We start from the raw sequence: 25397 nt of genomic DNA, 5'->3' as shown, positions 1-25397 counted from the left end.
GCGTTGGCGTTTTGTTCGGTGCCACAGCCGATCCGGGGACCATCCTGGGATGGGGATCGCGTGGCAAGTCAAGGGGATGTTTGATGACGCAGCCGCAACGGCCGGGCCACGAAGTGGACCCCAAGCTTCTGGAAATCCTGGTCTGCCCGCTCACCAAGGCGCCGCTTTCCTATGATCGGGCGCGCCAGGAGCTGGTGTCGCGCGCGGCCAAGCTGGCCTTCCCGATTCGCGACGGCATTCCGATCATGCTGGCCGACGAAGCCCGTCGCCTCACGGAAACCGAGCTGAACGGCTGAGCTGACGTGATATCGCGTCGCACGCTCCTCGCAGCGGGCGCTTGTGGCCTGCTGCTGACCGGATCGAGGCGCCTCGGCGCCGCGCCCGCCTTCGCGGTCGACGAGCGCCCTTGGTCGCACGGCGGGTTGAGCGGAACCTTGGCGATCGCCCGTGACGGCCGCGCAGCCGGGCCGGCCGTGCTCCTTCTGCCGGGCTCCGGCCCGCTGGACCGCGACGGCAACGGGCCGGCCATCTCGACCGACCTCTACCGTCAGTTGGCCTTCGGCCTCGCCGGCGCCGGCTACCGGGTGCTGCGCTACGACAAGCGCGGCGTCGGGGCGAGCCGCGCGCTGGTCGCCCGCGAGGAGGATCTGCGGTTCGACCAATATGTCGACGACAGCATCGGCGCCCTGCAATCGCTCGCCGGGCGGGAGGACGTGTCGAGCCTCATTCTGATCGGCCATAGCGAGGGGGCAAGCGTCGCGACCCGCACCGCCGCGCGCGTCCCGGTGGCGGGGCTGGTGCTGCTGGCGGGCGCCGGGCGGCCGTTGGCGGATATCCTGCGGGACCAGTTCATCGCCATGAACCTTCCCGACTCCACCCTCGACACGGCTTTGACGATCCTGCGCACCGTGGCGGCAGGCGGGCGGGTGCGCGATGTTCCTGCCGCTCTGCGCATGGCGTTCCGTCCCTCTGTCCAACCCTTCCTCGCTTCGGAATGCGCGGTGGACCCGGCCCACGACCTGTCCCGCGTGCGTGCCCCGACGCTTCTGGTGCAGGGATTGCGGGATCTCCAGGTCGGCGGCCAGGACCTCGCCGCCCTGCGGCGCGGGCGGCCGGACGCGCAAGTCGTGACGCTGGCCGATGCCAACCACATGTTTAAGGTGGCGCCGGAAGACCGGGCGGCCAACTTCGCTCTCTACAAGAACCGCACGGCCCCGCTGCATCCCGGCGTGCTGCCGGCCCTGGTGCGGTTCATCGAGACCCAGGCCTGAGGCGCAGCCTCAGGCGGATGTGGGAGGTTGAGGCGAAGCCTCAGGCAGACGCGGGACGTTGGGGCGCAGCCTCGGGCGAGGGGCCGGGCCAGCCGCGCGCGAGGGGGGCGCATGGCGCGGATTCATCTTTCGCGAACTTCGGCGGAAATCACGATGTTCTCCGCCGAAAAGCCGCGAACAACACGCCGCAAACCCCTGTTCTTCTTCCCTGGACATTGTTTCACGTGAAACGTGTTCGGAAGATCGGGCGCTTGCAGGCCCGCTAAAGCGCCTGCCCCCGCATGAGCTTGGGCACCGCGCCGGTGAGCCCCGCGGCATCCTTGATGAACAGGCCCTTGAGGCGCGGCAGCCGGTCCACCAGCCCGAGGCCGACATCGCGCATCAGGCGCAGGACGTCGGAATGGTTGGAGAACAATTTGTTCAGTCCGTCGGTTGCAACCCCCATGGCCAGCGTGTCGAACCGGCGCCACTGCTGATAGCGCTCCAGAACCTGGGGGGAGGCGAAATCGAGGCCCACGCGGGCGGCGTCGGTGATCGCCTCGGCCAATGCCGCCACATCGCGCAGGCCCATGTTGAGACCCTGTCCCGCAATGGGATGGATGAGATGGGCGGCATCCCCAACCAAAGCGAACCGTTCGCCGATGAAGCTGCGGGCCATCGCAAAGCCGAGGGGATGCACGCTTGGCTTTGTGACGGGCGTTACAGCCCCGAGAGAAAGGCCGAAACGCTTCTCAAGCTCTTCCTGAAACCGGTAAGGCGGCAGTTCGACGATGCGCTGGGCCTCGGCCGTGCGTTCGGTCCACACGACGGACAGCCGGTTGCCGGGAAGCGGCAAGGTGGCGAACGGACCACCGGGCAGGAAATGCTCCTCCGCACGACCCTCGTGGGGCCGCTCATGCTCGACCGTGAAGGTGATCGCCGATTGGCCATAGGCCCAGGAGACGGTCTGAATGCCCGCCATCTCCCGCAGGCGCGAGCGTGCCCCGTCGCAGGCCACCAGCAGCGGCGCCCGCAAGGTCTGGTCGGCCCCATAGAATACCGTGACGCCACTGCGGTCTGTGGCGAAATCGCGCACCGGCTCAGCGATCAGCAGGACGCCGGCCGCTCGGGCCGCATCGGTCAGCGCCTGCTGGAGCACCGCATTGGGCACCATGTAGGCGAACGCCTCCCCCGGCTCCACCTCGCCATCGAAGGTGAGGAACACCGGGCGGGCGACGTCGCGGGTGCGACTGTCGGTGACCACCATGGTGCGCATGGGCTCCGCCGCCTGCGCCACCTTGTCCCAGACGCCGAGCACGGTAAGCAGGCGGCGCGCGCCGGCAGCGATGGCCGAGGCGCGGGGATCGGTCCAGGTGCCGCGCGCCAAGGCGGGATCGAGCACAGCGATGGCGGCATCGCTGCCAAGCCCGTCCTTGAGCGCCAACGCGAGGCTCAGCCCGGCGAGCCCGGCCCCTGCGATCACCACATCGGCGCGACCGGCGGCGGGCTCTTGGCTGTGGACAGTGGCGGTCATGGTATTCTCCCGAATTCGCCGGCACCCGAAACGCGCCGCCCGGCGCGTATCCGGCAGGGCCGGCAGCGCGGCCTTGACGGGAACCTGCGCGCGTGGCTCGCTCGCCCCGACCGCACTGCTCCTCCTTAAGGCCGAGCCCCGCACATGAATGATGTCGAAGCCCTTCTGAACATCCTCGACCTTGAGCCGCTGGAGATCAACCTGTTCCGCGGTCGCAGCGGCACGCCCGGAGGCGGGCGGGTGTTCGGCGGGCAGGTGGTGGCGCAGGCCCTGGTGGCCGCCCAGCGCACCGTGGATATCGACCGCATCACCCATTCCCTGCATGGCTATTTCCTGCTGGGCGGCGACCCCTCGGTGCCCATCATCTATGAGGTGGACCGCATCCGCGACGGCCGTTCCTTCACCACGCGGACCGTCAAGGCGATCCAGCACGGCAAGGCGATCTTCTCCATGTCGTGCTCGTTCCAGGTGCTGGAGCCCGGGCTGGAACATCAGATCGCCATGCCCGACGTGCCCCAGCCGGAGCAATTGCCTTCCGACGAAATCTGGCGCGAGAAGCTGCTGCGGCGCTTTCCCTCAGCCTCAAAGCGCGACTGGATGGCGCTGCGGCCACTGGAAGTGAAACCCACCAGCCTCGACCCCTCCTTCCTGTCCGGCACCATCAATACCTCGCGGCCGAGCATCTGGGTGCGCACCCGTGGGCCCTTGCCCGACGATCTGCGTACACAGCAGGCGGTGCTGGCCTATGCCTCGGACCTGTCTCTGCTGCAGGCGGCGCTCGTGCCGCATCGCAAGAGCGTGTTCGACCCCGATATCCAAGTGGCGAGCCTCGACCACGCCCTTTGGTTTCATAAGCCGTTCCGTGCCGATGAATGGTTGCTCTACGTACAGGAAAGTCCGGCGGCGGGGGCCGCGCGCGGCTTCTGCCGGGGCGAGCTCTTTACCCGCGACGGAAAACTGGTGGCGTCAGCGGCACAGGAAGGCCTGATGCGCCCAGTTACCCCCAGATGATCGCGCATTAGGCGATAAGATTAATTTTTAGGCAAAAATTCCGGCAACGCTGCGGCAAGCGCATGACGAAGAGTCTCGTGGCGAGAAAATAAGCACGCCGTAAAGGGCGCTTTACTCAACTGGCACGGTCCTTGATTCCCTGTTCGCAGGCTTGGGAGCCGCAGCGTGGATTTTCCCCGTCACGCACGGCCCAGCCGTAGGAACGCGCCCTCCGCTTTGCGGTGTGGGGGCATCACGGGGACAGGGACAGGGATCGATCCATGAAGATCGTGATGGCCATCATTAAGCCGTTCAAGCTGGAAGAGGTCCGCGACGCCCTCACTGGCATCGGGGTCCACGGCCTCACCGTGACCGAGGTCAAGGGCTACGGCCGCCAGAAGGGACACACGGAAATCTATCGCGGCGCCGAATATGCCGTGAGCTTCCTGCCCAAGCTGAAGATCGAGGTCGCAGTCGCGTCCGATCAGGTCGCGAAGGTTGTGGAAGCCATCACCGCTGCCGCCAAGACCGGCCAGATCGGCGACGGGAAGATCTTCGTCTTCCAGATCGACCAGGCGGTCCGCATCCGCACCGGCGAGACCGACACGGACGCCCTCTGAGCAATCCTCATTTGACGGAGTCTTTTTCAATGACGTTCAAGACCTGGTCCCGTGTGGGACTGCCAACCCTTCTCGCAGCGGCGGCCATTGCCATGCCCGTGCTTGCGCAGACAGCAACGCCGGCGGCCGACGCGGCTGCAGCGGTCGCTGCGGCTCCCACCATCAATAAGGGCGACACCGCCTGGATGCTGGTTTCCGCCATGGTCGTGCTGATGATGTCGGTCCCCGGCCTCGCCCTGTTCTACGGCGGCCTCGTACGCGGCAAGAACATGCTCTCGGTGCTGATGCAGGTGTTCTACACCGTCTGCATCGTCGGCCTCATCTGGGTCCTGTACGGCTATTCGATGGCCTTCACCGGCGGCTCCGATTTCGTCGGCGGCTTCTCCAAGGCCTTTATGAAGGGCATCACCACGGAATCCGCCGGCGCCACCTTCACGGTCGGCGTGGCCATTCCCGAGCTGGTGTTCGTCGCCTTCCAGATGACCTTCGCCATGATCACCCCGGCGCTGATCTTCGGTGCGTTCGCCGAGCGCGTGAAGTTCTCCGCAATCGTGCTGTTCGTGCCGCTCTGGGTCACGTTCATCTACTTCCCCATGGCCCACATGGTTTGGTACTGGGCGGGCCCGGATGCGGTTGACGCGGCTGCCAAGGCGCTTGCGGCTGCGGCTGACGGCCCGGCCAAGGCTGCCGCCCAGGAAGCCCTGGACGCGGTGATGGCCGATGCCGGTTACATCTACAAGCTCGGCGCTATCGACTTCGCCGGCGGCACCGTGGTGCATATCAATGCCGGTATTGCCGCCCTCGTGGGCTGCCTTATCGTCGGCAAGCGCACGGGCTTCGGTAAGGAAGCCTTCTCCCCCCACTCTCTGACGCTCACCATGGTCGGCGCCTCCCTCCTGTGGGTCGGCTGGTTCGGCTTCAACGCCGGCTCCAACCTGGAAGCCAACGGCCTCACCGCGCTGGCCATGATGAACACCTTCATCGCCACCTGCGCCGCGGCCATCTCCTGGATGATTATCGAGTGGCTCGCCAAGGGTAAGCCCTCCATGCTCGGCGTCGTGTCGGGCGCGGTTGCCGGCCTTGTGGCCGTCACCCCGATGGCTGGCTTCGCCGGCATCATGGGCTCGCTTGTGTCGGGCCTGATCGTCGGCGTGCTGTGCTTCTTCTTCTGCACCACCGTGAAGAACGCCTTCGGCTACGACGACTCGCTTGACGTGTTCGGCGTGCACTGCGTTGGCGGCATCTTCGGCGCCATCGCGACCGGTATCGTCGTGAGCCCCGCCCTCGGCGGCACGGGCATCTTCGACTACACCACCGGCGCGGTCGCTGAATATGCGATGGGTACCCAGGTGATGGCTCAGGTCAAGGCGGTGCTGGTCACCCTCGTGTGGTCTGGCGTCGGTTCCGCAATCCTCTTCTACATCATCAAGGCCGTGGTCGGACTGCGCGCCCCGGTGGAGAAGGAGCGCGAGGGTCTCGACATCACCGAGCACGGCGAGCGCGCCTACCACAGCTGAGGCTGAGGGGCGGGTTTATCCTCGCCCCTTCCTCCCGCTGCACCACAAGGGCCGCCCGCGCGGCGGCCCAAAGATGCGAACCAGAATGCGGCCTTGGCGAACCGGGCCGTGGACGATCACCGGGCAGGCCCCGCGAAACGGCGCTGCCCGTCCGAAATAAAAAGAGGGGAAGATGAAGCCTCGGCCTTAGGGCCGGGGCTTCATTGCTTTTGGGGCCAGGGTTCTCACGTGTGGCGCTTAGCGTCCCGACCGCTCGTCTCATCCCCTCCCTCGCCCGCACGCGGGCGAGGGAGGGGATGAGACCCACGAAGAAAATTGGGAACAGGAAGCAAGATCCCGCAGCACAACAGCGCGGCATCCGGGCTTTTCCCGCGCGAAGACGCCTGCTAGAAGCCCTGCATGGCACAAGCACCGTCACATCAGGGCGCGCGTAGCCCGGTTCGGGCGCGAATTACCGGCCCGGCACCCCGCCAGCGCGCCTAAGCGCGCGGGGTCAACCGGGACACGCCCTTCGTAGCGATCGCCCCCGCTTCCGCGCCGGGGCGCGCCATCCGATGTAACGATCTGCCGCCAAGATCCTTTCCGAGTCCGATCCCATGACCGACAAGACGCCGTCCGACACCGTGGACTATTCCGCGACCCTGTTCCTGCCGCAGACCGACTTCCCCATGCGGGGCGGCCTGCCGAAGAAGGAGCCGGAATTGCTGGAGCGCTGGGCCCGCATTGGCCTTCGCGAGCGGCTGCGTGAGGCGGGACGCGGGCGGGCGCGCTTCGTGCTGCACGACGGCCCGCCCTATGCCAATGGCAACATCCATATCGGCCACGCGCTCAACAAGATCCTCAAGGATGTGGTGACGCGCTCCCAGCAGATGCTGGGCTTCGATTCCAATTACGTGCCCGGCTGGGATTGCCACGGCCTGCCGATCGAATGGAAGATCGAGGAAGAGAATTACCGCAAGAAGGGCAAGGCCAAGCCGGACTTCTCCGACAGCGCGGCAATGATCGCCTTCCGCCAGGAATGCCGCGCCTATGCCGAGCATTGGCTGAACGAACAGCGCACCGAATTCAAGCGCCTCGGCGTCGAGGGCGATTGGGACCACCCCTACACCACCATGAGCTTCCTCGGCGAGGCGCAGATCGCCCGCGAGATCATCAAGTTCGCCGAAAACGGCCTGCTCTATCGCGGCTCCAAGCCGGTGATGTGGTCGGTGGTGGAGAAGACCGCCCTGGCCGAGGCGGAGGTGGAATATCACGACCACCAGTCGGACACGGTGTGGGTGAAGTTTCCGGTTCAGTATGCCGTTCGTCACGGGGCAGAAATCTCCGCACCCACCACCATTGCCGCGAACAAGCTCGCCGGCGCCTGCGTGGTCATCTGGACCACCACCCCCTGGACCATGCCCGGCAACCGGGCGATCTCCTTCTCGAACCGCATCTCCTATGGCCTGTATGAGGTCACCGAGGCGCCGGCCGACAATTGGTCGAAGGCCGGCGACAAGCTGATCCTCGCGGACAAGCTGGCGGAGGACGTGTTCAAGGCCGCCCGCGTCACCAGCTTCAAGCGCCTCGGCGACGTACCGGCCGATGTCCTGGCGAATCTCGTCACCGCCCACCCCCTCGCCAGCCTCGGCTATTCCTTCAAGGTCCCCCTGCTCGAAGGCGACCATGTCACCGACGACGCCGGCACAGGCTTCGTCCACACCGCCCCCGGCCACGGCCGCGAGGATTTCGAGGTGTGGACGCAGCATCGCCGCTGGCTGGAGGAGCGCGGCATCAATCCCGCCATTCCCTATACGGTGGACGCGGACAGCTTCTACACCGACCAGGCGCCGGGATTTTCGGGCAAGCGCGTTATCACCGAAAAGGGCGAGAAGGGCGACGCCAACCAGGCGGTCATCGACGCCCTTGTGGCGGCCGGCAACCTGCTCGCGCGCGGACGGCTGAAGCATCAATATCCCCATTCCTGGCGCTCCAAGAAGCCGGTCATCTTCCGCAACACGCCGCAATGGTTCATCGCCATGGACCAGGACATCCGCCTGCCCGACGGCACGGCGGCGCCGCGCCCGGCGACCCTGGCCGGCAACGAACCCGACACCCTGCGCGCCCGCGCGCTCGCCGGCATCAAGACCGTGGATTGGGTGCCGGCGACGGGTGAAAACCGCATCACCGGCATGATCGAGAGCCGGCCCGACTGGGTGGTCTCGCGCCAGCGCGCCTGGGGCGTGCCGATCGCCGTGTTCGTGAAGGAAGTGGGCGACGGCTCGGTGGAGATCCTCAAGGACCCGGCCGTAAACGCCCGCATCGCCGAGGCCTTCGCGCTGGAAGGCGCCGACGCCTGGTATAAGGACGGCGCCCGCGAACGCTTCCTCGCCGACCGCGCCTCAGAAGGCTGGGCGAAGGTGGACGACATCCTGGACGTCTGGTTCGACTCCGGCTCGACCCATGCCTTCACCCTGGAAGTGCGCCCCGACCTGAAGGCGAACCGCCCGCCGGACGGGCCGGACCGGGTGATGTATCTGGAAGGCTCCGACCAGCATCGCGGCTGGTTCCACTCCTCGCTGCTGGAAAGCTGCGGCACCCGCGGCCGCCCGCCCTATGATGCGGTGCTCACCCACGGCTTCGTGCTGGACGAGAACGGGCACAAGATGTCCAAGTCGCTCGGCAACGTGGTCTCGCCCCAGGACGTGATCAAGACTTCCGGCGCCGATATCCTGCGCCTGTGGGTGTGCGCCTCCGATTATGCCGACGATCTGAAGATCGGCCCCGAAATCCTGAAGACCACCGCCGACACATACCGGAAATTGCGCAATACCGTGCGCTGGCTGCTGGGCTCGCTGCATCATTACCGCGCCGCCGAGCGGGTCGCCTTCGCCGACATGCCGCCGTTGGAAAAGCTGATCCTGCATCGCCTCCAGGAGCTGGACGGGCAGATCCGCGCCGCTTACGTGGCCTATGATTACAAGAAGGTCCACGCCTTGCTCACGTCCTTCATGACGAGCGAGCTGTCGGCCTTCTATTTCGACGTGCGCAAGGATGCGCTTTACTGCGATCCTCTGTCCTCCCTCACGCGCCGCGCCTGCCTGACCGTGCTGGATGAGGTGTTTGAGCGCGTCGTGACTTGGCTCGCGCCCATCCTTCCCTTCACCTGCGAGGAAGCTTTTCTCGCACGCACCGGCGATACGGAAGGCTCGGTGCATCTGCGCACCTTCCTCGAAACGCCGGCATCGTGGAAGGATGAGGAACTCGCCGAAACCTGGCGGAAGATCCGCCTCGTCCGCCGGGTCGTGCTCGGTGCGCTGGAGGTGGAGCGCACCGCCAAGCGCATCGGCTCCTCACTGGAAGCCGCCCCGCACGTCTTTGTGACCAATGCCGATCTCGCCCAAGCCCTGGACGGGGTGGACCTCGCGGAAGTGTGCATCACTTCCGGCGCGACCTTGATCCTCGCCGAACCGCCCGAAGGCGCCTTTGCTCTGGACGAGGTACCGGGCGTCGCGGTGGTTCCCGCCTTGGCCCAAGGGCGCAAATGTGCGCGGTCCTGGAAGGTGCTGGAGGAAGTCGGCAGCGATCCCGATTATCCTGATGTGACCTTGCGCGATGCCCGTGCCTTGCGCGAGTTGGCAGCCCGCGTCGCTGCCGAATGAGCCGCCCGGTGCGCCACATCCGCCTTGGCGTCCTGGTGGCGCTGATCGTCCTGGTGCTCGACCAGGGCACCAAGACCGCGGTCCTGGCCTGGTCACAGAGCTGGCCGGAGGGCGTGCGGGAATTGACCCCGTTCCTCAATCTGGTCGTGCTCTGGAACAGCGGCATCAGCTATGGCCTGTTTCCCCAGGGCGAGACCGGGCGCTGGGTGCTGGTGGCCTTCAAGGTGGTGGCCTCGCTTCTGTTCGCGATCTGGCTGGCACGGACCTCGCGGCGGGTGGAAGCCTTCTCCCTTGGCCTTTTGATCGGCGGCGCCATCGGCAATGCGGCCGACCGGGTGGTCTATGGCGCGGTGTTCGACTTCGTGTCGCTGCACGCCTTCGGCTTCAATTGGTACGTGTTCAACATCGCCGACGTGGCCGTCGTTGTGGGTGTGGCGGTGCTGCTCTATGATGCTTTTTTCGGACGCGCCTCAAAAATGCCGCCCTCAGACCCCAGCCGTATGGGCTGAATGTCCGAGAAGGGGCAGGCGCACGAGGGAAAGGCCCATGCGAATGACGGATTATCGGCAGAGATACGGAATGGTGCTGCGCACGCTCGTGCTTGCGGCCCTGCCGTTCACCGCCCTCGCAGCCGCCCCGAATGCTGCCTTGGCGCAGGAAAACGACAGCGGCGACTTCTTCAAGACCACGCTCGGCGGATTCCTGGGCCTGAACGACGACGAGAAGCCGCAGATCCAGTACCGCGAGCGCGCCCCGCTGGTTGTGCCGCCGCCGAACGCGGCGACCACATTGCCACCTCCGCGCGCCGGCGGTGCGGCCGCAAATCCCAATTGGCCGAAGGATCCCGATGTCATCCGGGCGCAGCAGGCCAAGGCGGGCGACAAGACGCCGGTCGGCCTAAACGATCCAAGCCGTGTCCTGCTACCCTCGCAATTGAACAACGCCAAGCACAAGCCGACCCAGAGCGTGGCCAGCGGCGCGCCGGTCGGTGCCGAATCCAAGCGCGATGTCCTTATGCCGAACGAGCTCGGCTTCAAGAGCTGGTTCGGCGTCGCCGGCTCGAACGACAAGCTGACATTCAACGGCGAGCCGGAGCGGCAGGAACTGACCGAGCCTCCTCCGGGGTATCAGACGCCCTCTCCGAACGCGCCCTATGGCGTGGTGGAGCAGAAGGAAGAACCCTTCAAGTTCCCGACCCTGTTCGATCGCCAATAGGCAGGGCCCACCCCCGGCGGGGCAGCTAAAATTTTTCCGCGCTGACGCCTGTGCGTTGGCGCAACGGTACGGGCTTCCTATCTTTATGCGGCGCGTCGCAACCTTCCATGCGGCCTTCGCCTCGATCGGGGCAGAAACGAACAGATGAGACGCCTGGCAATGATTGCAATGGTCGCCGCGGGAACCGCCGCTGCTCAGTTGAGCCCTGCCTCCGCCGCGGGGCCTGACGTCACCGAATATCACCTGTCGAACGGCCTGACCGTGATGGTGATCCCGGATCACCGCGCGCCGGTCGTCACCCATATGGTCTGGTACAAGGTGGGCTCGGCGGACGAACAGCCGGGGAAGTCCGGCATCGCGCATTTTCTTGAGCATCTCATGTTCAAGGGCACCGAGATGGCGGGCCCTGGCAAATTCTCCGGCGAAGTGGCGCGGCTCGGCGGCCAGGAGAATGCCTTCACGTCCCAGGATTACACGGCCTATTACCAGCGCGTCGCGAAGGAACACCTTGAGACGGTGATGACCTTCGAGGCCGACCGCATGACCGGCCTCAAGCTTACCGATGACGTGGTGTTGCCGGAGCGCGACGTGGTGCTGGAAGAACGGCGGATGCGCACTGACAGCGATCCCGGCGCGCGCCTTTCGGAGGCGCTGCAGGCCGCGACCTATGTGAACCACCCCTATCAGCACCCGATCATCGGCTGGGAGCACGAGATCAAGAAGCTCAACCGGCAGGATGCGCTCGCGTTCTACCGTCGCTTCTATGCGCCCAACAATGCCCTGCTGGTGGTGGCGGGCGATGTGGAGCCCGAAGCCGTCGAAGCGCTGGCTGAGAAGACCTATGGCAAGATCCCGCGCGCCGATACTCCGCCCCGCGACCGCCCACAGGAGCCGGAGCCCCAGGTACATCGCCGCGTCTCCCTGAGCGACCCGCGCGTCGCCCAACCGACGCTTCAGCGCTCCTACCTCGTGCCGTCCTACCGCACCGCCAAGCCCGGCGAGGCGGAGGCGCTGGACGTGCTGGCGCAGATTCTCGGGGGTGGTCAGACCGGCCGCCTGTATCGCGAACTGGTCGCGGAACAGGGGCTCGCCGCCGGCGCCGGTGCCTGGTACCAAAGCACGGCCTATGACGAGACTCGTTTCGGCGTTTCCGCCGCGCCGCGCCCCGGCGTGACGCTTGAAACTCTCGAGCAGGCCATGGACGGCGTGATCGCGAAGATCGCCAAGGAAGGACCGGACGACGTCGAGCTGGCCCGCGCCAAGACCCGCCTCACGGCGGAAGCCATGTATGCGCGCGACAACCAGGCCACGCTTGCGCGCATCTATGGCGCAGCTTGGGCCACCGGCATTTCGGTGGACGACGTGAACCGCTGGCCGGACATGATCAAGCGCGTCAGCGCCGACGACGTGAAAACCGCCGCCGCACACTATCTCGTGCTGAAGCGTGCGGTGACGGGATATCTGACGCCACCTCCGGCGCCTGTGACGGCGGTGCCTTCGGCCCCGGAGAAACGCTCGTGAGCGTGCATCCCGCCGCCGCCTTGTTCCGTGTTCGCTTCCTTGTGTTGGTGATGATGGCTGTTTCCCTCCTTTCCGTGGCTCCGGCCCAGTCCCAGACCACGCGAATTACACGCGTGGTCAGCCCAGGCGGCATCGAAGCCTGGCTGGTGCGTGATACCACCTTGCCGATCCTGGCCATGGAGTTCGCCTTCCTCGGCGGCGCCGCGCAGGATCCCGCCGCGCGCCCCGGCATCGCCAGCCTCACCGCCTCTCTCCTGGACGAAGGCGCTGGCGAATATGATGCCGAGCGCTTCCACCAGGCCCTCGCGGACAAGGCCATCGAGCTCCATTTCGACGCCGGACGCGACGAACTGCGCGGCTCGCTGCGCACGCTTTCCGAAAATCGCGGCGAAGCCTTCGACATGCTGCGCCTGTCGCTGACCCAGCCGCGCTTCGACACCGAAGCGGTCGAGCGCATCCGCACCGCCCAGCTTGCCTCGCTGCGCCGGCGGTCCACAGATCCCAATTCCCTCGCCAATGAGCGCTGGTTCTCACTCGCGTTTCCGAACCATCCGTATGGCCGGCCGGTGGACGGAACGCTCGCCAGCGTCCCCGATATCACGCGCGAGGATCTCGCAGGCTTCGCCAAGCGCAATCTCGCCCGCTCCAATCTTCGGATCGCGGTGGTCGGCGACATCAGCCCCGAAGCACTCGCCGCCGAACTGGACCGGATATTTGGCGCCCTTCCCGCAACCGCCCAGTTGGTTCCGGTGGCAGACGTGACGCCGCAAGATCTCGGCAAGACCGACATCATCCCCCTCGACGTTCCGCAATCGGTCGTCGTGATCGGCACCGACGGACTTGAGCGCCAGGATCCGGATTTCATCCCGGCCTATGTGCTCAATCACATCCTCGGGGGCAGCGCCTTCTCCTCGCGCCTGTTCAAGGAAGTGCGCGAAGCACGTGGGCTCGCCTATTCGGTCTATTCCTATCAAGTCGCCTTGGCGCACGCCGGCCTGTGGTTCGCCGGTACGGCCACCAAGAACGATCGTGCGGGTGAATCCATCAAGATCATCACCGAGGAGTTCCAGCAGATCCTGGACAAGGGCCCCACCCAGGCCGAATTGGACGAGGCCAAAAGCTATTTGACCGGTAACTATGCGCTGCGCTTCGACACCTCCGCGAAGATCGCCGGCCAGTTGCTCCAGATCCAGATTGACAAGCTCGGCTTGGATTACATCGACCGCCGCAATGCTCTGATTGAAGCGGTCACGTTGGACGATCTGCGCCGCGTCGCGAACCGCCTCGCCGCAGCGAAGAAAGCCCTGGTCGTGGTGGCCGGGCGCCCGGTCGGCGTGGTGGGCAACTGATCCGCGCCGGTAACCATAGAATCAAATACCTCCACGCGGAAATGATTAAGGAGGGGTAGCCCTCTCCCCCCGAGCTTTAACCTTCTGTTATACATACGGGGTCCTGCGGAGGTTTTCGGAGTTTCCAGATGCGTTTTGCTTTCGACGCTGCTCTGCCTATGCGTGTGTTGGCCGGGGCAGCCATGGCCATCACCCTTGCAGGGTGCGCAGGCAATTCGCAGGGGACGTTCGGAGCGCCCGGTGTGAATGTGGACGCAGCCGCAGCGGGCGGCGTTGGTGCCGCTCAGCCCACGAACAATATGACAGTCGGCTCCGGCCCCGATGCCGTCGAGTTCGATTGTCCCCGTGTGGACGTGCGCTCCGGTGCATCCGCCTGGCAAGTGCCGGCGCCCGGTGGCGGCCTGAAATACCAGGGCTCGCTCGGCCAGCTCGCGCGGGAATGCAACATCGCCAACGGCGTCATGACAGTTAAGGTCGGCCTCGATGGTCGGGTCCTGCTGGGCGACAAGGGCACGCCCGGTGCGCTCAATGTGCCGATCCGCATCGCGGTGGTGCAGGAAGGCCCGACTCCCAAGACCATCACCACGAAGTTCTTCGTCGTACCCCTGAACATTCCCCAGGGCGAAACGCAGACCTCCTTCACGGTGGTGGAGGATACGATCTCCTTCCCGGTCACCACGCCGGGCGAGATCGAGAAATACGTCATCTATGTCGGCTTCGATCCCAAGGGCGAAGTTCCGGCCCGGCCACGTCCGGCCCGGCCCCGCCCCGCCGCGGCGGCCGCGCCCGCAGCAGCAACCACATCCGCGCCGGCCGCAACTCCTGCGAAGCCTGCCGCGGCGGCGCCCGCAGCGGCGGCCGCCGATCCCAACACCTTCGGTCCCGCCCCGACCTTCGGGCCGGCACCCGCCACGTTTGGCCCGGCGCCCGCGCAATGATGGGAACGCCGCATTGACCGTGCGGCGCTATTCTCTATGGTGACGGCGGCCGCTTTTCGAAGCGGTCGCTCGGAAGATCCCTGCGGGAGAGACCGGCCCATCTCCAGATGATGGCCGGCGCCGAAGGCGCAACCGCCCCGGAACCGCTCAGGCAAAAGGACCGCAGGGGGACGACACTCTGGAAAGCAGCTGCGGCGTGGCCTTGCGGTCATGCGGGTGGCTCACCGAAGGAGTAAGCCGCGCCCGTTCCACCGGGTACGGTCAAATCTCTCAGGTTCCGGTGACAGAGGGGGCGCCGCTCGGGCCGAAAGGTCCGATGACTTTGGCGCGCCCTAGGAACCGGAATGTCACAGACCGAAACCGATCCCCCCCTTCTGAAGACCCCGTTGCACGGCGCCCATGCGGCGCTCGGCGCGCGCTTGGTGCCCTTCGCCGGCTATGACATGCCGGTGCAATATCGCGACGGCATCCTCGCCGAGCATGCTTGGACCCGCTCCCACGCCGGCCTGTTCGATGTCTCCCACATGGGGCAGGCGCAATTGGTCGGCCCGGACCATGCGACCACGGCCGCGGCGCTCGAAGCGCTGATTCCCGCCGATATCCTCAATCTGAAGCCGGGCCGCCAGCGCTATTCCCAGCTCATGGCGGACGATGGCGGCATCCTCGACGATCTGATGGTCACCCGCCCGGCCGACCCAGAGGCGGACGGCACCTTGCTGCTGGTGGTGAACGCCGCCGGCAAGGAAACGGACTATGCCCACATCGCCGCGCGCCTGCCCGCGCATGTGAGGCTGGAGCGGTTCGACGACCGCGCCCTCCTCGCCCTGCAAGGCCCGGAGGCCGCGCCGGTTCTGGCGCGTCACGCGCCCGAAGGCGCGGCGCTCGACTTCATGGCGGCCGGGCCAACCACCTTTGATGGCATTCCCGTCCATATCTCCCGCTCCGGCTATACTGGCGAGGACGGGTTCGAAATCTCGATCCCCGAGGCATCTGCGCTCGTCGTTTGGAACACGCTCCTCGCAGAGCCGGAAGTGAAGCCGATCGGCCTCGGTGCGCGTGATTCGCTGCGGCTGGAGGCGGGGCTTTGCCTCTATGGCCATGATATCGACCCCACCACCTCGCCCGTCGAGGCCGCGTTGGTTTGGTCGATCCAGAAGCGGCGGCGCGAGGGTGGCGGTTTTCCTGGCGCCGCGCGCATCCAGCGCGAACTCACTGATGGCCCGGCGCGCATGCGCGTCGGTCTGCGCCTCGAAGGCCGGGCTCCGGCGCGCGAGGGCGCAGAAATCGCCAAGGATGGACGTGTGATCGGCATCGTCACCTCCGGCGGGTTCGCGCCCACGCTCCAGGCGCCCATCGCCATGGGCTATGTGCCGCCGGCCTTCGCCGCGCCCGGCACCGTCCTCGACATCGTCGTGCGCGGCAAGAATCTGCCCGCGACCGTTGTCACATTTCCGTTCGTGGCCCAGCGCTACGTCCGTAAGAGCGAACAGAAGGGGGCCTGACCATGAGCGATGTGCGCTACACCAAGGAACACGAATATGTCCGCATCGATGGCGATGTGGCCGTCATCGGCATCTCCGATTATGCCCAGAGCCAGCTTGGCGACGTGGTGTTCGTGGAATTGCCCACGATCGGCGCAAAGGTCGAGCAGGGCAAGGAAGCTGCCGTGGTCGAGAGCGTCAAGGCCGCGAGCGAGGTCTATGCCCCCGTCTCCGGCGAAGTCGTCGCGGTGAACGAGGCGCTGGAAGCAGCGCCCGGTGCGGTGAACGAGGACGCCGAGGGCAAGGGCTGGTTCGTGAAGCTGAAATTGTCCGACCCGAAGGAACTGGACGGCCTCATGGATGCGGCAGCCTATGCTGCCTTTGTCGAAACGCTGAGCTGACACACCACACATCGCGATCACGGGGCGCTCCGCCTCTACCTGGTCGCCGAGGCCTACGCATCATGCGATATCTTCCCCTGACTCCTGACGACAGGACGGAAATGCTGGCGCGCGTCGGCGTGCCGTCCATCGACGCCTTGTTCGCCGACATTCCCGCCGACAAGCTGCTCGCCGACCTCCCGGACCTGCCCCGACGCAAGGGCGAAATGGAGGTGGAGCGCGCCCTCTCGCGCCTGGCCGCACGTAACGTGCCGGCCGGCTCCGTGCCGTTCTTCGTCGGCGCCGGCGCGTATCGCCACCATGTGCCGGCGAGCGTGGACCATCTGATCCAGCGCTCGGAATTCCTCACCTCCTACACGCCCTACCAGCCCGAGATCGCCCAGGGCACGCTGCAATATCTGTTCGAGTTCCAGACCCAGGTGGCGGAACTCACCGGCATGGAGGTGGCCAACGCCTCCATGTACGACGGCTCCACCGCCGCCGCTGAGGCGGTGCTGATGGCCCATCGCGTGACGAAGCGCGGCAAGGCGGTGCTGGCGGGGAACCTCCACCCCCATTATGCCCAGACCATCGCCACCATCTCCCATTATGCCGAGGTGCCCCTGGTGCAGCTCTCACCCCAGCCTACGGGGCTGGACGATGTCCTGTCCGCCATCGACGAGACGGTCTCGTGCGTGGTGGTGCAGAGCCCGGACGTGTTCGGCAATCTGGTGGATTTGAAACCGATCGCGGAAAAGGCCCATGCGGCCGGCGCGCTGTTGGTCGCGGTGTTCACGGAAGCCGTATCGCTCGGCCTCGTCGAGCCGCCGGGCGCGCAAGGCGCGGATATCGTGGTGGGGGAAGGCCAGTCCATCGGCAATCCCCTCACCTACGGCGGCCCCTATGTCGGCCTGTTCGCCACCCGCGCGAAATTCGTGCGGCAAATGCCGGGCCGCCTGGCCGGCGAGACGGTGGACGCGGAAGGCCGGCGCGGCTTCGTGCTGACCCTCTCCACGCGCGAGCAGCATATTCGCCGCGAGAAGGCGACCTCCAACATCTGCACCAATTCCGGCCTGTGCGCGCTGGCATTCACCATCCATCTCTCGCTATTGGGCGAGGCGGGGCTGACACGGCTCGCCCGCATCAACCATGCCGCCGCCTGCGACCTCGCCGATCGGCTCGCCGCGCTCGACGGCGTCGCGGTTCTGAACGAGAGCTTCTTCAATGAGTTCACCATCCGCGTCGCAGGTAACGCTGCTGAAGTGATCGAGAAGCTGGCGGCCAAGGGCATTCTCGGCGGCGTGCCCTATTCCCGGCTCGCGCCGGATGCCGGCCTCGACGACCTGATCCTGGTGGCCGCCACCGAGACTTCCACGGACGAAGACCGCGCCGCCTATGCGGCCGCGCTGCAGGAGGTGCTGGCATGAATCGCGAAGGACGCGGCGCGACGGCGCCCCAGACCATCGGCGAGGCCCGCCCCGCCACCTTCACCGGGAACCGGGCTCTCGACCTGGAAGAGGGACTGCTGTTCGAAATCGGCCGGCAGGAGGTCACCGGCGTCGATCTCGACGAGCCGGCCACCTTCGCGCCGCGCCTCGGCGGACAGGAGCGTACCGCCCCCCTCGGCTTGCCGGGCCTCACCGAGCCGGAAGCCATGCGCCATTATGTGCGGCTGTCGCGCATGAATTACGGGATCGACAGCGGCCTGTTCCCGCTCGGCTCCTGCACCATGAAGCACAATCCCCGCCTCAACGAGGGCATGGCGCGCCTCGCGGGATTTGCCGATATCCATCCGTTGCAGCCGGTGTCCACCGTGCAGGGTGCACTCGCCCTGATGCAGGAGCTGTCACATTATCTGCTCACGCTCACGGGCATGGATGCGGTTGCGCTCACCCCCAAGGCCGGCGCCCATGGGGAATTGTGCGGGATGATGGCCATCAAGGCCGCCCATGAAGCCAATGGGCGCAAGCCCGGCATCGTGCTGGTGCCCGAAAGCGCCCACGGTACCAATCCGGCCACAGCGGCCCTGCTCGGCTATCAGGTGAAATCCATACCCGCCCGTGCCGACGGCACGGTGGATGTGGAGGAGGTGAAGAAGGCGCTTTCGCAAGACGTCGCCGCCATCATGCTCACCAATCCCAACACCTGCGGCCTGTTCGAGCCGGACGTGGTGGCGATCGCCGAGGCGGTGCATGCGGTCGGTGCCTATTTCTATGCCGACGGCGCGAATTTCAACGCCATCCTCGGCAAGGTGCGCATCGGCGATCTCGGCGTCGACGCCATGCACATCAATCTGCACAAGACCTTCTCCACCCCCCATGGCGGCGGCGGGCCAGGCGCGGGGCCGGTGGTGCTGTCAAAAGCCCTTGCCCCATTCGCCCCCGCCCCCGCTCTGGTGGCGGACGGCGAGGGCCTGCGCCTGGTCGAGCAGCAGCGCAAGGCCGGCGCCGAGCAGGCGCTCGGCCGCATGAGCGCGTTCCACGGGCAGATCGGCATGTTCGTGCGCGCGCTCGCCTGGATGCTGTCCCACGGCGCCGATGGCATGCGGCAGGCGGCGGAGGATGCGGTTCTCTCCGCCAATTATATCCGCGCCAGCCTGCAGGATGTGATGAGCGCACCCTTCGCCACGCGGCCGGCCATGCACGAGGCACTGTTCGACGATGCCTGGCTCGCCGGGACCGGCCTGTCCACGCTCGACGTCGCCAAGGCGCTGATCGACGAGGGCTACCACCCCATGACGGTCTATTTTCCGCTGGTGGTGCACGGCGCCATGCTGATCGAGCCGACGGAGAGCGAATCCAAGGCCGCGCTGGATCTGTTCATCGCCACCCTGCGGGATCTGGCGATGGCGGCGAAGGCAGGGGAGAAGGAGCGCTTCCTTGGCGCTCCCCATTATGCCCCGCGCCGCCGGCTGGACGAGACGCGCGCCGCCCGTGCCCCGGTTCTGCGCTGGGTGAAGCCCGAGCCGGTCGCCGAAGCGGCGGAATAGACCCCGCTCCCGGCCGCGCGCTCCTTGGGTGCGCGGCCGGGCCGACGGACACGGCCTGAAATGCCCGAAGCCGCCGTTCGCCCCCCGCGACGGCGGCTTCGGCTTTTGCAGGGGGTGCGCGCCTTGCGTCGGGGGTAAACCTAGACAGCAAACGGACTTCCAAAGGGTGAAAACCCTGACTCATTCTGTTCCAACATGATTACGCTAGGTAATCACAAGGATATCTCTGTATATTACCTTACGTAATATAGACTTTGGAATCATATCATTCCAAAATGCGGCGCAAGTTCGGCGCCAATGCCTCAGCTTTAGCCGACGAATTCTGATTTCATAGAGTTTCACCATTGACAGACGCAAGATGTCGCCCCGCAATAGCGGGGGCTGGAGGACCAGCACCTGAAGCAAAAATAAAACTGCTCTAGGGAGCGATGTAATGTGGAATCAGGTCTATGACCCGTTCGGCAGTGCAGTGCTGTCGACTCTCGCGGCGGCGATCCCCGTCGTTACACTTCTGGTATTGATTGCCTCCGGCAAGGTATCCGCACATATTGCCGCAGTGCTCGCCCTTCTCGTGGCGCTAGCGATTTCCATTTTCGCCTTCACCATGCCGGCGGATCTTGCCATCCGCGCGACGCTGCTGGGCGTCGTCACCGGATTTTTCCCGATCGGCTGGATTATTCTGAACGTCATTTTCCTTTATCGCCTCACGGTCGAGAAAGGGTGGTTCGAAATCCTCCAGCAATCCATCGGCGGAATCACGCAGGACCGGCGCCTCCAATTGTTGCTGATCGCCTTCGCGTTCGGCGCCTTCTTCGAGGGCGCCTCGGGTTTCGGTACCCCGGTCGCGGTGACCGGCGCGCTGCTGATCGGCCTTGGCTTCTCGCCGCTTGCCGCCTCGGGGCTCTCGCTGATCGCCAATACCGCGCCGGTGGCCTACGGGGCACTTGGAACCCCCATCCAGGGCCTCGCCTCCGTCACTGGGCTTGATCCCTATCTGCTCGGCGCCATGGTGGGGCGGCAATTGCCGTTCTTCTCCCTCATCGTGCCGTTCTGGCTCATCTGGGTGTTCGCCGGGCGCAAGGGCATGTGGCAGATCTGGCCGGCGATCCTGGTCACCGGCGTGTCGTTTGCCGTACCGCAGTTCCTGATTTCAAACTTCATCAATCCCTGGATCGTCGATATCGGCGCCTCCATCATCTCCATGGGGTGCCTCGTCGCATTCCTGCAGGTGTGGCAGCCCAAGGAATTGTGGCTGTCGCCGAAGCTGCGCACCCACGACACCAGCGCCGACACCATGCCGCCCCCGCCGCCGCCGCGCGCCAAGGCGAGCCGCGCCGAAGTCATCTGGTCCTGGGTGCCGTGGTTCATTCTCTCGCTGGTGGTGGGGCTGTGGGGCACCGGCTGGTTCAAGGCCCTGGTCAACCCCATCTTCACCATCAACGTGCCGGTCACCGGCCTGCACAATATGATCCAGAAGGTGCCGCCGGTGGTGGCAAAGCCGGTGGCGGAAGGCGCGGTGTTCGCCTTCACCTATCTCTCCTATACCGGCACCGGCATTCTGATCGCCGCGCTCATCGCCGCCGCCTTCATGAAATTCTCGCCGGTGCGGATGGTGACGGCCTATGCCGAAACCATCTGGGTTGTGCGCAAGTCGCTGCTCACCATCGCCGCCATGCTCGCCATCGGCACCCTCACCCGCTATTCGGGACTCGATGCGACGCTGGGCCTGGCCTTTGCCCATGCAGGCTTCCTCTATCCCTTCTTCGGCACCTTGCTCGGCTGGCTCGGCGTCGCGCTGACGGGATCCGACACCGCCTCCAACGTCCTGTTCGGCGGCCTGCAGAAGATCACCGCCGAGCAATTGGGCCTCAGTCCCATCCTGATGGGCGCCGCCAATTCCTCCGGCGGCGTCATGGGCAAGATGATCGATGCGCAATCCATCGTGGTCGCCTCCACGGCCACCAATTGGTTCGGCCATGAAGGCACGATCCTGCGCTTCGTGTTCTGGCACTCCATCACGCTGGCCTGCCTGGTGGGCGTGCTCGTGATGCTGCAGGCCTATGTCTGGCCGTTCACGGCGATGGTGATCCACTGACGCTGCGCCCGGCGTTCACGCGCCGGGCATTCATGCCACCGGCCCGACTTCGACCGATGCCGAGGTGGTTTCGGTCAGGCGCCGCGCGGGTTTGTCCAAGGGTCGTGGCGTGAGGTTTCAGCGGCCCTTGGTGTCAATCCTCGCCCGGGCGGGCCTGTGGCAGCGGGATCGGCGAGGCCTGCGGATAGGTCGGGGAATAATATTTCCGGTTCGCCACCGAGCCGGTCACCTGGGGATCGCCGGTCCCGACCGGCCCATAGGACATGGGCCCCGGCGGACGCAGCGTGTTGGGCTGGTAGACACCGCCCGGCGGCAGCACGCGCTGCACCGGATCGCCGGAGGGGGGATAGCCCGGCGGCGGCGCGCCATAGGGCTGCTGGGCACGGGCCGGCATTTGGCCATAGCCGGCCGGCTGCGATTGCCCATACCCCGCGGGCGCCCGCTCCGGCAGCGGTTGGGCACCCTGCGGCGAGATGCTCATGGGCTCGCCGGGCTGCCCGGTGCCCGGCACCTGCTGCCCTTGAAGGGCCGGCTGCGGCCCGCCGTAGGGCTGGACGCCAAGCTGGCTCTCGGTCTTGGGAATGGTGACAAATACCGGGGCGGGCGGGGTCATCGGGCGCGGCGCCGGCTTGCAGATCAGACGGGGATTGTTGCGCCGCATCAGATCCACATGGATATGGTCGTAGTGAAAGACGTTCGAGCCCGGGGCAAGGACGGTGGTGAACACCTCGCAGGCACCCGCCTGCACCTGAAGCAGAAAGCCGCGCGCCTCCTGCGGCCCCCTCCAGCCATTCTTGACCGAAATCTCGCGCCCGTCGGCAAAGGTAAAGCCGCCGACATCAAGGGCATTGCCGAAGGCGTGTTCGGAAATCTTGGCTCCGACCTGCCCGTTCATGCCCCGGCAGGAATAAGAGGACATCTGGCGGATGCCCACCACCGGCTGGCCGAGCCACGCCATGGCGGCGGGCTGCACCACCTCGGCGAGCCATAAATTGAGATCGCGGATCATGGGGCAGGCGAGCGTCGCCTTGGGCTCCACGGCTACGGAGCCGTCCTCAAGGCCGGACACACGGAACGGGTGATCCATGCCGCAGGCGCCCGCGCCATCAATCGCCGACATGGGTTCCATATAGACCGAGGGCACGACGCCCTTCTCGGCGATGCACTTCTCCTCGGCCTCGGCGCGCCAGGGCTCCCGTCGGTCGAACATGTCGAAACGACAACCCGACAGGAGCCCCACGCAGACGAGCGAGGCTACGAGATACCTGAATACGCCGCGCGTCATGGGCAGATGATGCGGGGGCCCGGTTGAAATCCGGTTAAAGGCGCGCCCCCCGTCCCAGCGGGCATTTTCGCGCGCCAGGACGATTGCAACGCCCAAAAAGCAAATGGCCGGGCAAGCCCGGCCATTGCGATCAAAGCTTCAGAGGCGCGGAAGGCGCGCCTGAGGAAAGCGTTCAGACACTCTCGACTTCAGGCTCCTCAAGGGCGCGCACGCGGTCGACAACCGCCTTCTGCACTTTCTCGAACGCCCGCACTTCGATCTGGCGCACGCGCTCGCGCGACACGCCGAACTCGGTTGCGAGTTCCTCAAGGGTCACCGGATCCTCGGAAAGACGACGCGCCTCGAAGATGCGCCGCTCGCGCTCATTGAGCACGTTCAACGCGCCGGCCAAAGCGCCGCGGCGGTTTGCCATCTCCTCGCTCTCGGCGAACACGCTTTCCTGGTCCAGGTGGTCGTCCACCAGCCAGTCCTGCCATTCCCCGCCCCCTTCGCCTTCCTCGCGCAGCGGCGCATTGAGGGAAGCATCACCCGAGAGGCGGCGGTTCATATCCACCACATCCTGCTCGGTGACACCGAGCTTGGTAGCGATATGCTTCACCTGATCGGGGCGCAAGTCGCCCTCTTCCAGCGCGGAAATCTGGCTCTTGGCCTTGCGCAGATTGAAGAACAGCTTCTTCTGCGCGGCCGTGGTGCCCATTTTCACGAGGCTCCAGGAGCGTAGGATATATTCCTGGATCGAGGCGCGGATCCACCACATGGCATAAGTGGCGAGGCGGAAGCCCTTCTCGGGCTCGAACCGCTTCACCGCCTGCATGAGGCCAACATTGCCTTCGGAAATCACTTCGGATATGGGCAGTCCATAACCTCGATAGCCCATGGCGATCTTCGCCACGAGACGAAGATGGCTGGTCACCAGCTTGTGGGCGGCATCGCGATCTCCATGCTCGCGCCAACTTTTGGCGAGCATGTATTCCTGCTGCGGTTCCAACATGGGGAACCGGCGGATTTCTTCGAGATAGCGTGTCAGCCCACCCTCGGCAGAGGGAATGGGCACATGTTGTGACCGGGCCATGGGCGGCCTCCTTGATGTCGTGGCCCTCGAGCGCAAGCGACCACCTACGCGGCCGCTTCACGCCGACCGCAACATTGAACCATATAGGCTTGAACGCTCTGGGGCTAGCTTCGATCCCCTCACGACGCCGAGAGTGTTTCCAAAAGGAACGCCAATTCGGCCGGAAGCGGGCTCTCGAAGGTCAGCGTCTCCCCGGTCGCCGGGTGGGCGAAGCCGAGGCGCGTTGCATGCAGAGCCTGTCGGTCGAGCGCCAGTAAGGCTGCGCGGGCAGGCTCAGGCAAGCGTGCGGCCTTCGTGCGGAAGCCCTGTCCATACACCTCGTCCCCCAGCAGCGGATGGCCGATATGCGCCATGTGCACGCGGATCTGGTGGGTGCGGCCCGTCTCGAGCTGGCACTCCACCAAGCTCGCCACCGGCGTCCCCGCCGTGTCGAGGAAGGTGTCCACCACCTGCCAATGGGTAACGGCCTCACGCCCGCCCGAACGCACCGCCATCTTCTGGCGGCTGGAAGGGTGCCTATCGATGGGAGCGTTCACCGTGCCGCGCTGGGCTGGAACGCCCCAGACAAAAGCCAGATAGGCCCGATCCAACGGCCCCGTGCGTCCGTGATCGGCGAACTGGGCCGAGAGCGCCGCGTGCGCCGCATCGTTCTTCGCCACCACCAGCAGGCCGGAGGTGTCCTTGTCCAGCCGGTGCACGATGCCGGGGCGTCGCACCCCGCCGATGCCCGAGAGGCTAGCGCCGCAATGATGCAGCAGGCCGTTCACCAGCGTGCCGGACCAATGGCCCGGCGCGGGATGCACCACCAGCCCCGCCGGCTTGTCGACGACGATCAGATGATCGTCCTCATAAGCAATGACGAGATCCATTGCCTCGGGCGTGGGCTCGGCCGGCTCGGGCGCCGGCACCCGCAGGCGCAGCACGTCGCCGGCATTGACCCGCTCGGAAACGTCTCCTACCACTCGCCCGCCGTTGGTCACGCGCCCTTCCGCCACCAGGCGCTGGATGCGGGTCCGGCTCAGCCCGTCGAGCCGGGCGGCGAGCACGCGGTCGATGCGCGCGTTCGCGTCTTCCACGGGCACGACCACCTCATGGTCGATCTCGCCCCCGGAAGCCTCGTCCAGCGCATCGAGAACGGCGTCGTCATCCACCCAGTCAGGCTTGTTCATGGTTTTCAATACACCAGATCCCGATCCTCAAGAGGAACTCACACCCGCCCAGGCGCGCGTGCTGAAGAAAGTGCGCCGCTTTTCCCTGGTGTCGGGCCTTATCATGATGCTCGGGGTCGCATCCGTGTTCGGCGTCATCGGCTATCGCATGTTGCGCGCCAAGGCGACGAAGACCAGCGATATCACGGCAACGCTGCCGAAAGGGGCGCGGATCGTCTCGACGGCTGTGGCCGACAGGCTGCTGGTGGTCACGCTGGATGTCGGCGGCGCGGTCGAGGTGCGCACCTTCGATCTCGACACGCTTGCCCCGGCCGGGCGCCTGCGCTTCGCGGTGGAGCCCTGAGCGAGGCC

At 66.0% G+C, this 25397-nt stretch carries 21 protein-coding genes and 2 riboswitches; of the genes, 17 read left to right on the top strand and 4 right to left on the bottom strand.

Going from position 1 to position 25397, the window contains the following annotated elements; all coding sequences use genetic code 11:
- Window positions 1-83: 83 nt before the first annotated feature.
- Both V5F77_RS14400 and V5F77_RS14395 read left to right on the top strand, forming a co-directional pair.
- Window positions 84-296 (top strand): Trm112 family protein, encoded by a 213-nt coding sequence (locus V5F77_RS14400; RefSeq protein WP_394042052.1) that lies wholly within the window; start codon window positions 84-86, stop codon window positions 294-296.
- Window positions 297-302: 6 nt separating this feature from the next.
- The gene (locus V5F77_RS14395) at window positions 303-1271 is read left to right on the top strand and encodes an alpha/beta hydrolase (RefSeq protein WP_429006047.1); all 969 of its coding nucleotides are present in this window, start codon (window positions 303-305) and stop codon (window positions 1269-1271) included.
- A gap of 262 nt (window positions 1272-1533) precedes the next feature.
- On the opposite strand, the gene V5F77_RS14390 is transcribed toward V5F77_RS14395, so the two are convergent.
- The gene (locus tag V5F77_RS14390; protein ID WP_429006046.1) at window positions 1534-2784 is read right to left on the bottom strand and encodes a ubiquinone biosynthesis hydroxylase; all 1251 of its coding nucleotides are present in this window, start codon (window positions 2782-2784) and stop codon (window positions 1534-1536) included.
- Between the two features lie 144 nt (window positions 2785-2928).
- On the opposite strand from V5F77_RS14390, the gene tesB reads away from it, so the two are divergent.
- The 14 genes from tesB to V5F77_RS14320 all read left to right on the top strand — a co-directional run bounded on the left by tesB (window position 2929) and on the right by V5F77_RS14320 (window position 21520).
- The gene (gene tesB / locus V5F77_RS14385) at window positions 2929-3795 is read left to right on the top strand and encodes an acyl-CoA thioesterase II (protein WP_429006045.1); all 867 of its coding nucleotides are present in this window, start codon (window positions 2929-2931) and stop codon (window positions 3793-3795) included.
- A 260-nt stretch (window positions 3796-4055) separates the two neighbouring features.
- On the top strand, window positions 4056-4394 hold the full coding sequence (locus V5F77_RS14380) for a P-II family nitrogen regulator (protein WP_348844448.1): 339 nt from the start codon (window positions 4056-4058) through the stop codon (window positions 4392-4394).
- Between the two features lie 29 nt (window positions 4395-4423).
- Entirely contained in the window at window positions 4424-5911 is a 1488-nt protein-coding gene (locus V5F77_RS14375; RefSeq protein WP_429006044.1) for an ammonium transporter, read from the top strand.
- Between the two features lie 596 nt (window positions 5912-6507).
- Window positions 6508-9552 (top strand): isoleucine--tRNA ligase, encoded by a 3045-nt coding sequence (ileS, locus tag V5F77_RS14370; RefSeq protein WP_429006043.1) that lies wholly within the window; start codon window positions 6508-6510, stop codon window positions 9550-9552.
- An 8-nt stretch (window positions 9553-9560) separates the two neighbouring features.
- Window positions 9561-10061, top strand: a complete 501-nt coding sequence (lspA, locus tag V5F77_RS14365) for a signal peptidase II (RefSeq protein WP_429006042.1) — start codon at window positions 9561-9563, stop codon at window positions 10059-10061.
- Window positions 10062-10098: 37 nt separating this feature from the next.
- Window positions 10099-10767, top strand: coding sequence for a hypothetical protein (locus V5F77_RS14360; RefSeq protein WP_429006041.1), 669 nt, complete (start codon window positions 10099-10101; stop codon window positions 10765-10767).
- Between the two features lie 144 nt (window positions 10768-10911).
- Window positions 10912-12288: a M16 family metallopeptidase gene (locus V5F77_RS14355; RefSeq protein WP_429006040.1), complete on the top strand. Its 1377-nt coding sequence runs from the start codon at window positions 10912-10914 to the stop codon at window positions 12286-12288.
- Complete coding sequence (locus tag V5F77_RS14350) at window positions 12285-13637, top strand: M16 family metallopeptidase (protein ID WP_429006039.1); 1353 nt, start codon at window positions 12285-12287, stop codon at window positions 13635-13637. Before V5F77_RS14355 ends, V5F77_RS14350 begins: the two co-directional genes overlap by 4 nt.
- Before the next feature lie 182 nt (window positions 13638-13819).
- Window positions 13820-14575, top strand: a complete 756-nt coding sequence (locus V5F77_RS14345; RefSeq protein ID WP_429006038.1) for a hypothetical protein — start codon at window positions 13820-13822, stop codon at window positions 14573-14575.
- A gap of 73 nt (window positions 14576-14648) precedes the next feature.
- Window positions 14649-14748: riboswitch (glycine riboswitch) on the top strand.
- Between the two features lies 1 nt (window position 14749).
- Window positions 14750-14866: riboswitch (glycine riboswitch) on the top strand.
- A 53-nt stretch (window positions 14867-14919) separates the two neighbouring features.
- The gene (gene gcvT / locus V5F77_RS14340; protein WP_429006037.1) at window positions 14920-16077 is read left to right on the top strand and encodes a glycine cleavage system aminomethyltransferase GcvT; all 1158 of its coding nucleotides are present in this window, start codon (window positions 14920-14922) and stop codon (window positions 16075-16077) included.
- Between the two features lie 2 nt (window positions 16078-16079).
- Window positions 16080-16457: a glycine cleavage system protein GcvH gene (gene gcvH / locus V5F77_RS14335; RefSeq protein WP_429006036.1), complete on the top strand. Its 378-nt coding sequence runs from the start codon at window positions 16080-16082 to the stop codon at window positions 16455-16457.
- 62 nt (window positions 16458-16519) lie between these two features.
- The gene (gcvPA, locus tag V5F77_RS14330) at window positions 16520-17863 is read left to right on the top strand and encodes an aminomethyl-transferring glycine dehydrogenase subunit GcvPA (protein WP_429006035.1); all 1344 of its coding nucleotides are present in this window, start codon (window positions 16520-16522) and stop codon (window positions 17861-17863) included.
- A complete protein-coding gene (gcvPB, locus tag V5F77_RS14325; protein ID WP_429006034.1) occupies window positions 17860-19425 on the top strand; it encodes an aminomethyl-transferring glycine dehydrogenase subunit GcvPB in 1566 nt (521 codons plus the stop codon). The genes gcvPA and gcvPB overlap by 4 nt, the downstream gene beginning before the upstream one ends.
- Window positions 19426-19858: 433 nt before the next feature.
- Window positions 19859-21520 (top strand): L-lactate permease, encoded by a 1662-nt coding sequence (locus V5F77_RS14320; protein WP_429006033.1) that lies wholly within the window; start codon window positions 19859-19861, stop codon window positions 21518-21520.
- Between the two features lie 133 nt (window positions 21521-21653).
- On the opposite strand, the gene V5F77_RS14315 is transcribed toward V5F77_RS14320, so the two are convergent.
- The 3 genes from V5F77_RS14315 to V5F77_RS14305 all read right to left on the bottom strand — a co-directional run bounded on the left by V5F77_RS14315 (window position 21654) and on the right by V5F77_RS14305 (window position 25046).
- A complete protein-coding gene (locus V5F77_RS14315) occupies window positions 21654-22730 on the bottom strand; it encodes an extensin-like domain-containing protein (protein WP_429006032.1) in 1077 nt (358 codons plus the stop codon).
- 247 nt (window positions 22731-22977) lie between these two features.
- Window positions 22978-23877 carry an RNA polymerase sigma factor RpoH gene (gene rpoH, locus V5F77_RS14310; protein WP_429006031.1) on the bottom strand — a complete coding sequence of 300 codons (900 nt, stop codon included), beginning with the start codon at window positions 23875-23877 and terminating at the stop codon, window positions 22978-22980.
- A 119-nt stretch (window positions 23878-23996) separates the two neighbouring features.
- Entirely contained in the window at window positions 23997-25046 is a 1050-nt protein-coding gene (locus V5F77_RS14305) for an RluA family pseudouridine synthase (RefSeq protein WP_429006030.1), read from the bottom strand.
- Here V5F77_RS14305 and V5F77_RS14300 point away from each other — a divergent pair.
- Complete coding sequence (locus V5F77_RS14300; protein WP_429006029.1) at window positions 25045-25389, top strand: hypothetical protein; 345 nt, start codon at window positions 25045-25047, stop codon at window positions 25387-25389. The two genes, V5F77_RS14305 and V5F77_RS14300, sit on opposite strands and share 2 nt — an antisense overlap.
- Window positions 25390-25397 lie beyond the last annotated feature (8 nt).

The sequence above is a fragment of the Roseixanthobacter psychrophilus genome, from assembly GCF_043195195.1.
Classification (GTDB): Bacteria; Pseudomonadota; Alphaproteobacteria; order Rhizobiales; family Xanthobacteraceae; genus NCEH01.
The sequence above is the reverse complement of the archived record's forward strand: the minus strand, read 5'-3'. Positions and strand labels throughout refer to the sequence as shown.

Coding starts and splice junctions, on each gene's coding strand:
- gcvH (WP_429006036.1), top strand. CDS start 16,080: ATGAGCGATGTGCGCTACACCAAGGAACACGAATATGTCCGCATCGAT.
- rpoH (WP_429006031.1), bottom strand. CDS start 23,877: ATGGCCCGGTCACAACATGTGCCCATTCCCTCTGCCGAGGGTGGGCTG.
- tesB (WP_429006045.1), top strand. CDS start 2,929: ATGAATGATGTCGAAGCCCTTCTGAACATCCTCGACCTTGAGCCGCTG.
- V5F77_RS14320 (WP_429006033.1), top strand. CDS start 19,859: ATGTGGAATCAGGTCTATGACCCGTTCGGCAGTGCAGTGCTGTCGACT.
- gcvPB (WP_429006034.1), top strand. CDS start 17,860: ATGAATCGCGAAGGACGCGGCGCGACGGCGCCCCAGACCATCGGCGAG.
- gcvPA (WP_429006035.1), top strand. CDS start 16,520: ATGCGATATCTTCCCCTGACTCCTGACGACAGGACGGAAATGCTGGCG.
- V5F77_RS14300 (WP_429006029.1), top strand. CDS start 25,045: ATGGTTTTCAATACACCAGATCCCGATCCTCAAGAGGAACTCACACCC.
- V5F77_RS14400 (WP_394042052.1), top strand. CDS start 84: ATGACGCAGCCGCAACGGCCGGGCCACGAAGTGGACCCCAAGCTTCTG.
- V5F77_RS14315 (WP_429006032.1), bottom strand. CDS start 22,730: ATGTTCGACCGACGGGAGCCCTGGCGCGCCGAGGCCGAGGAGAAGTGC.
- V5F77_RS14355 (WP_429006040.1), top strand. CDS start 10,912: ATGAGACGCCTGGCAATGATTGCAATGGTCGCCGCGGGAACCGCCGCT.
- ileS (WP_429006043.1), top strand. CDS start 6,508: ATGACCGACAAGACGCCGTCCGACACCGTGGACTATTCCGCGACCCTG.
- V5F77_RS14375 (WP_429006044.1), top strand. CDS start 4,424: ATGACGTTCAAGACCTGGTCCCGTGTGGGACTGCCAACCCTTCTCGCA.
- V5F77_RS14305 (WP_429006030.1), bottom strand. CDS start 25,046: ATGAACAAGCCTGACTGGGTGGATGACGACGCCGTTCTCGATGCGCTG.
- V5F77_RS14390 (WP_429006046.1), bottom strand. CDS start 2,784: ATGACCGCCACTGTCCACAGCCAAGAGCCCGCCGCCGGTCGCGCCGAT.
- V5F77_RS14360 (WP_429006041.1), top strand. CDS start 10,099: ATGCGAATGACGGATTATCGGCAGAGATACGGAATGGTGCTGCGCACG.
- V5F77_RS14380 (WP_348844448.1), top strand. CDS start 4,056: ATGAAGATCGTGATGGCCATCATTAAGCCGTTCAAGCTGGAAGAGGTC.
- V5F77_RS14345 (WP_429006038.1), top strand. CDS start 13,820: ATGGCCATCACCCTTGCAGGGTGCGCAGGCAATTCGCAGGGGACGTTC.
- gcvT (WP_429006037.1), top strand. CDS start 14,920: ATGTCACAGACCGAAACCGATCCCCCCCTTCTGAAGACCCCGTTGCAC.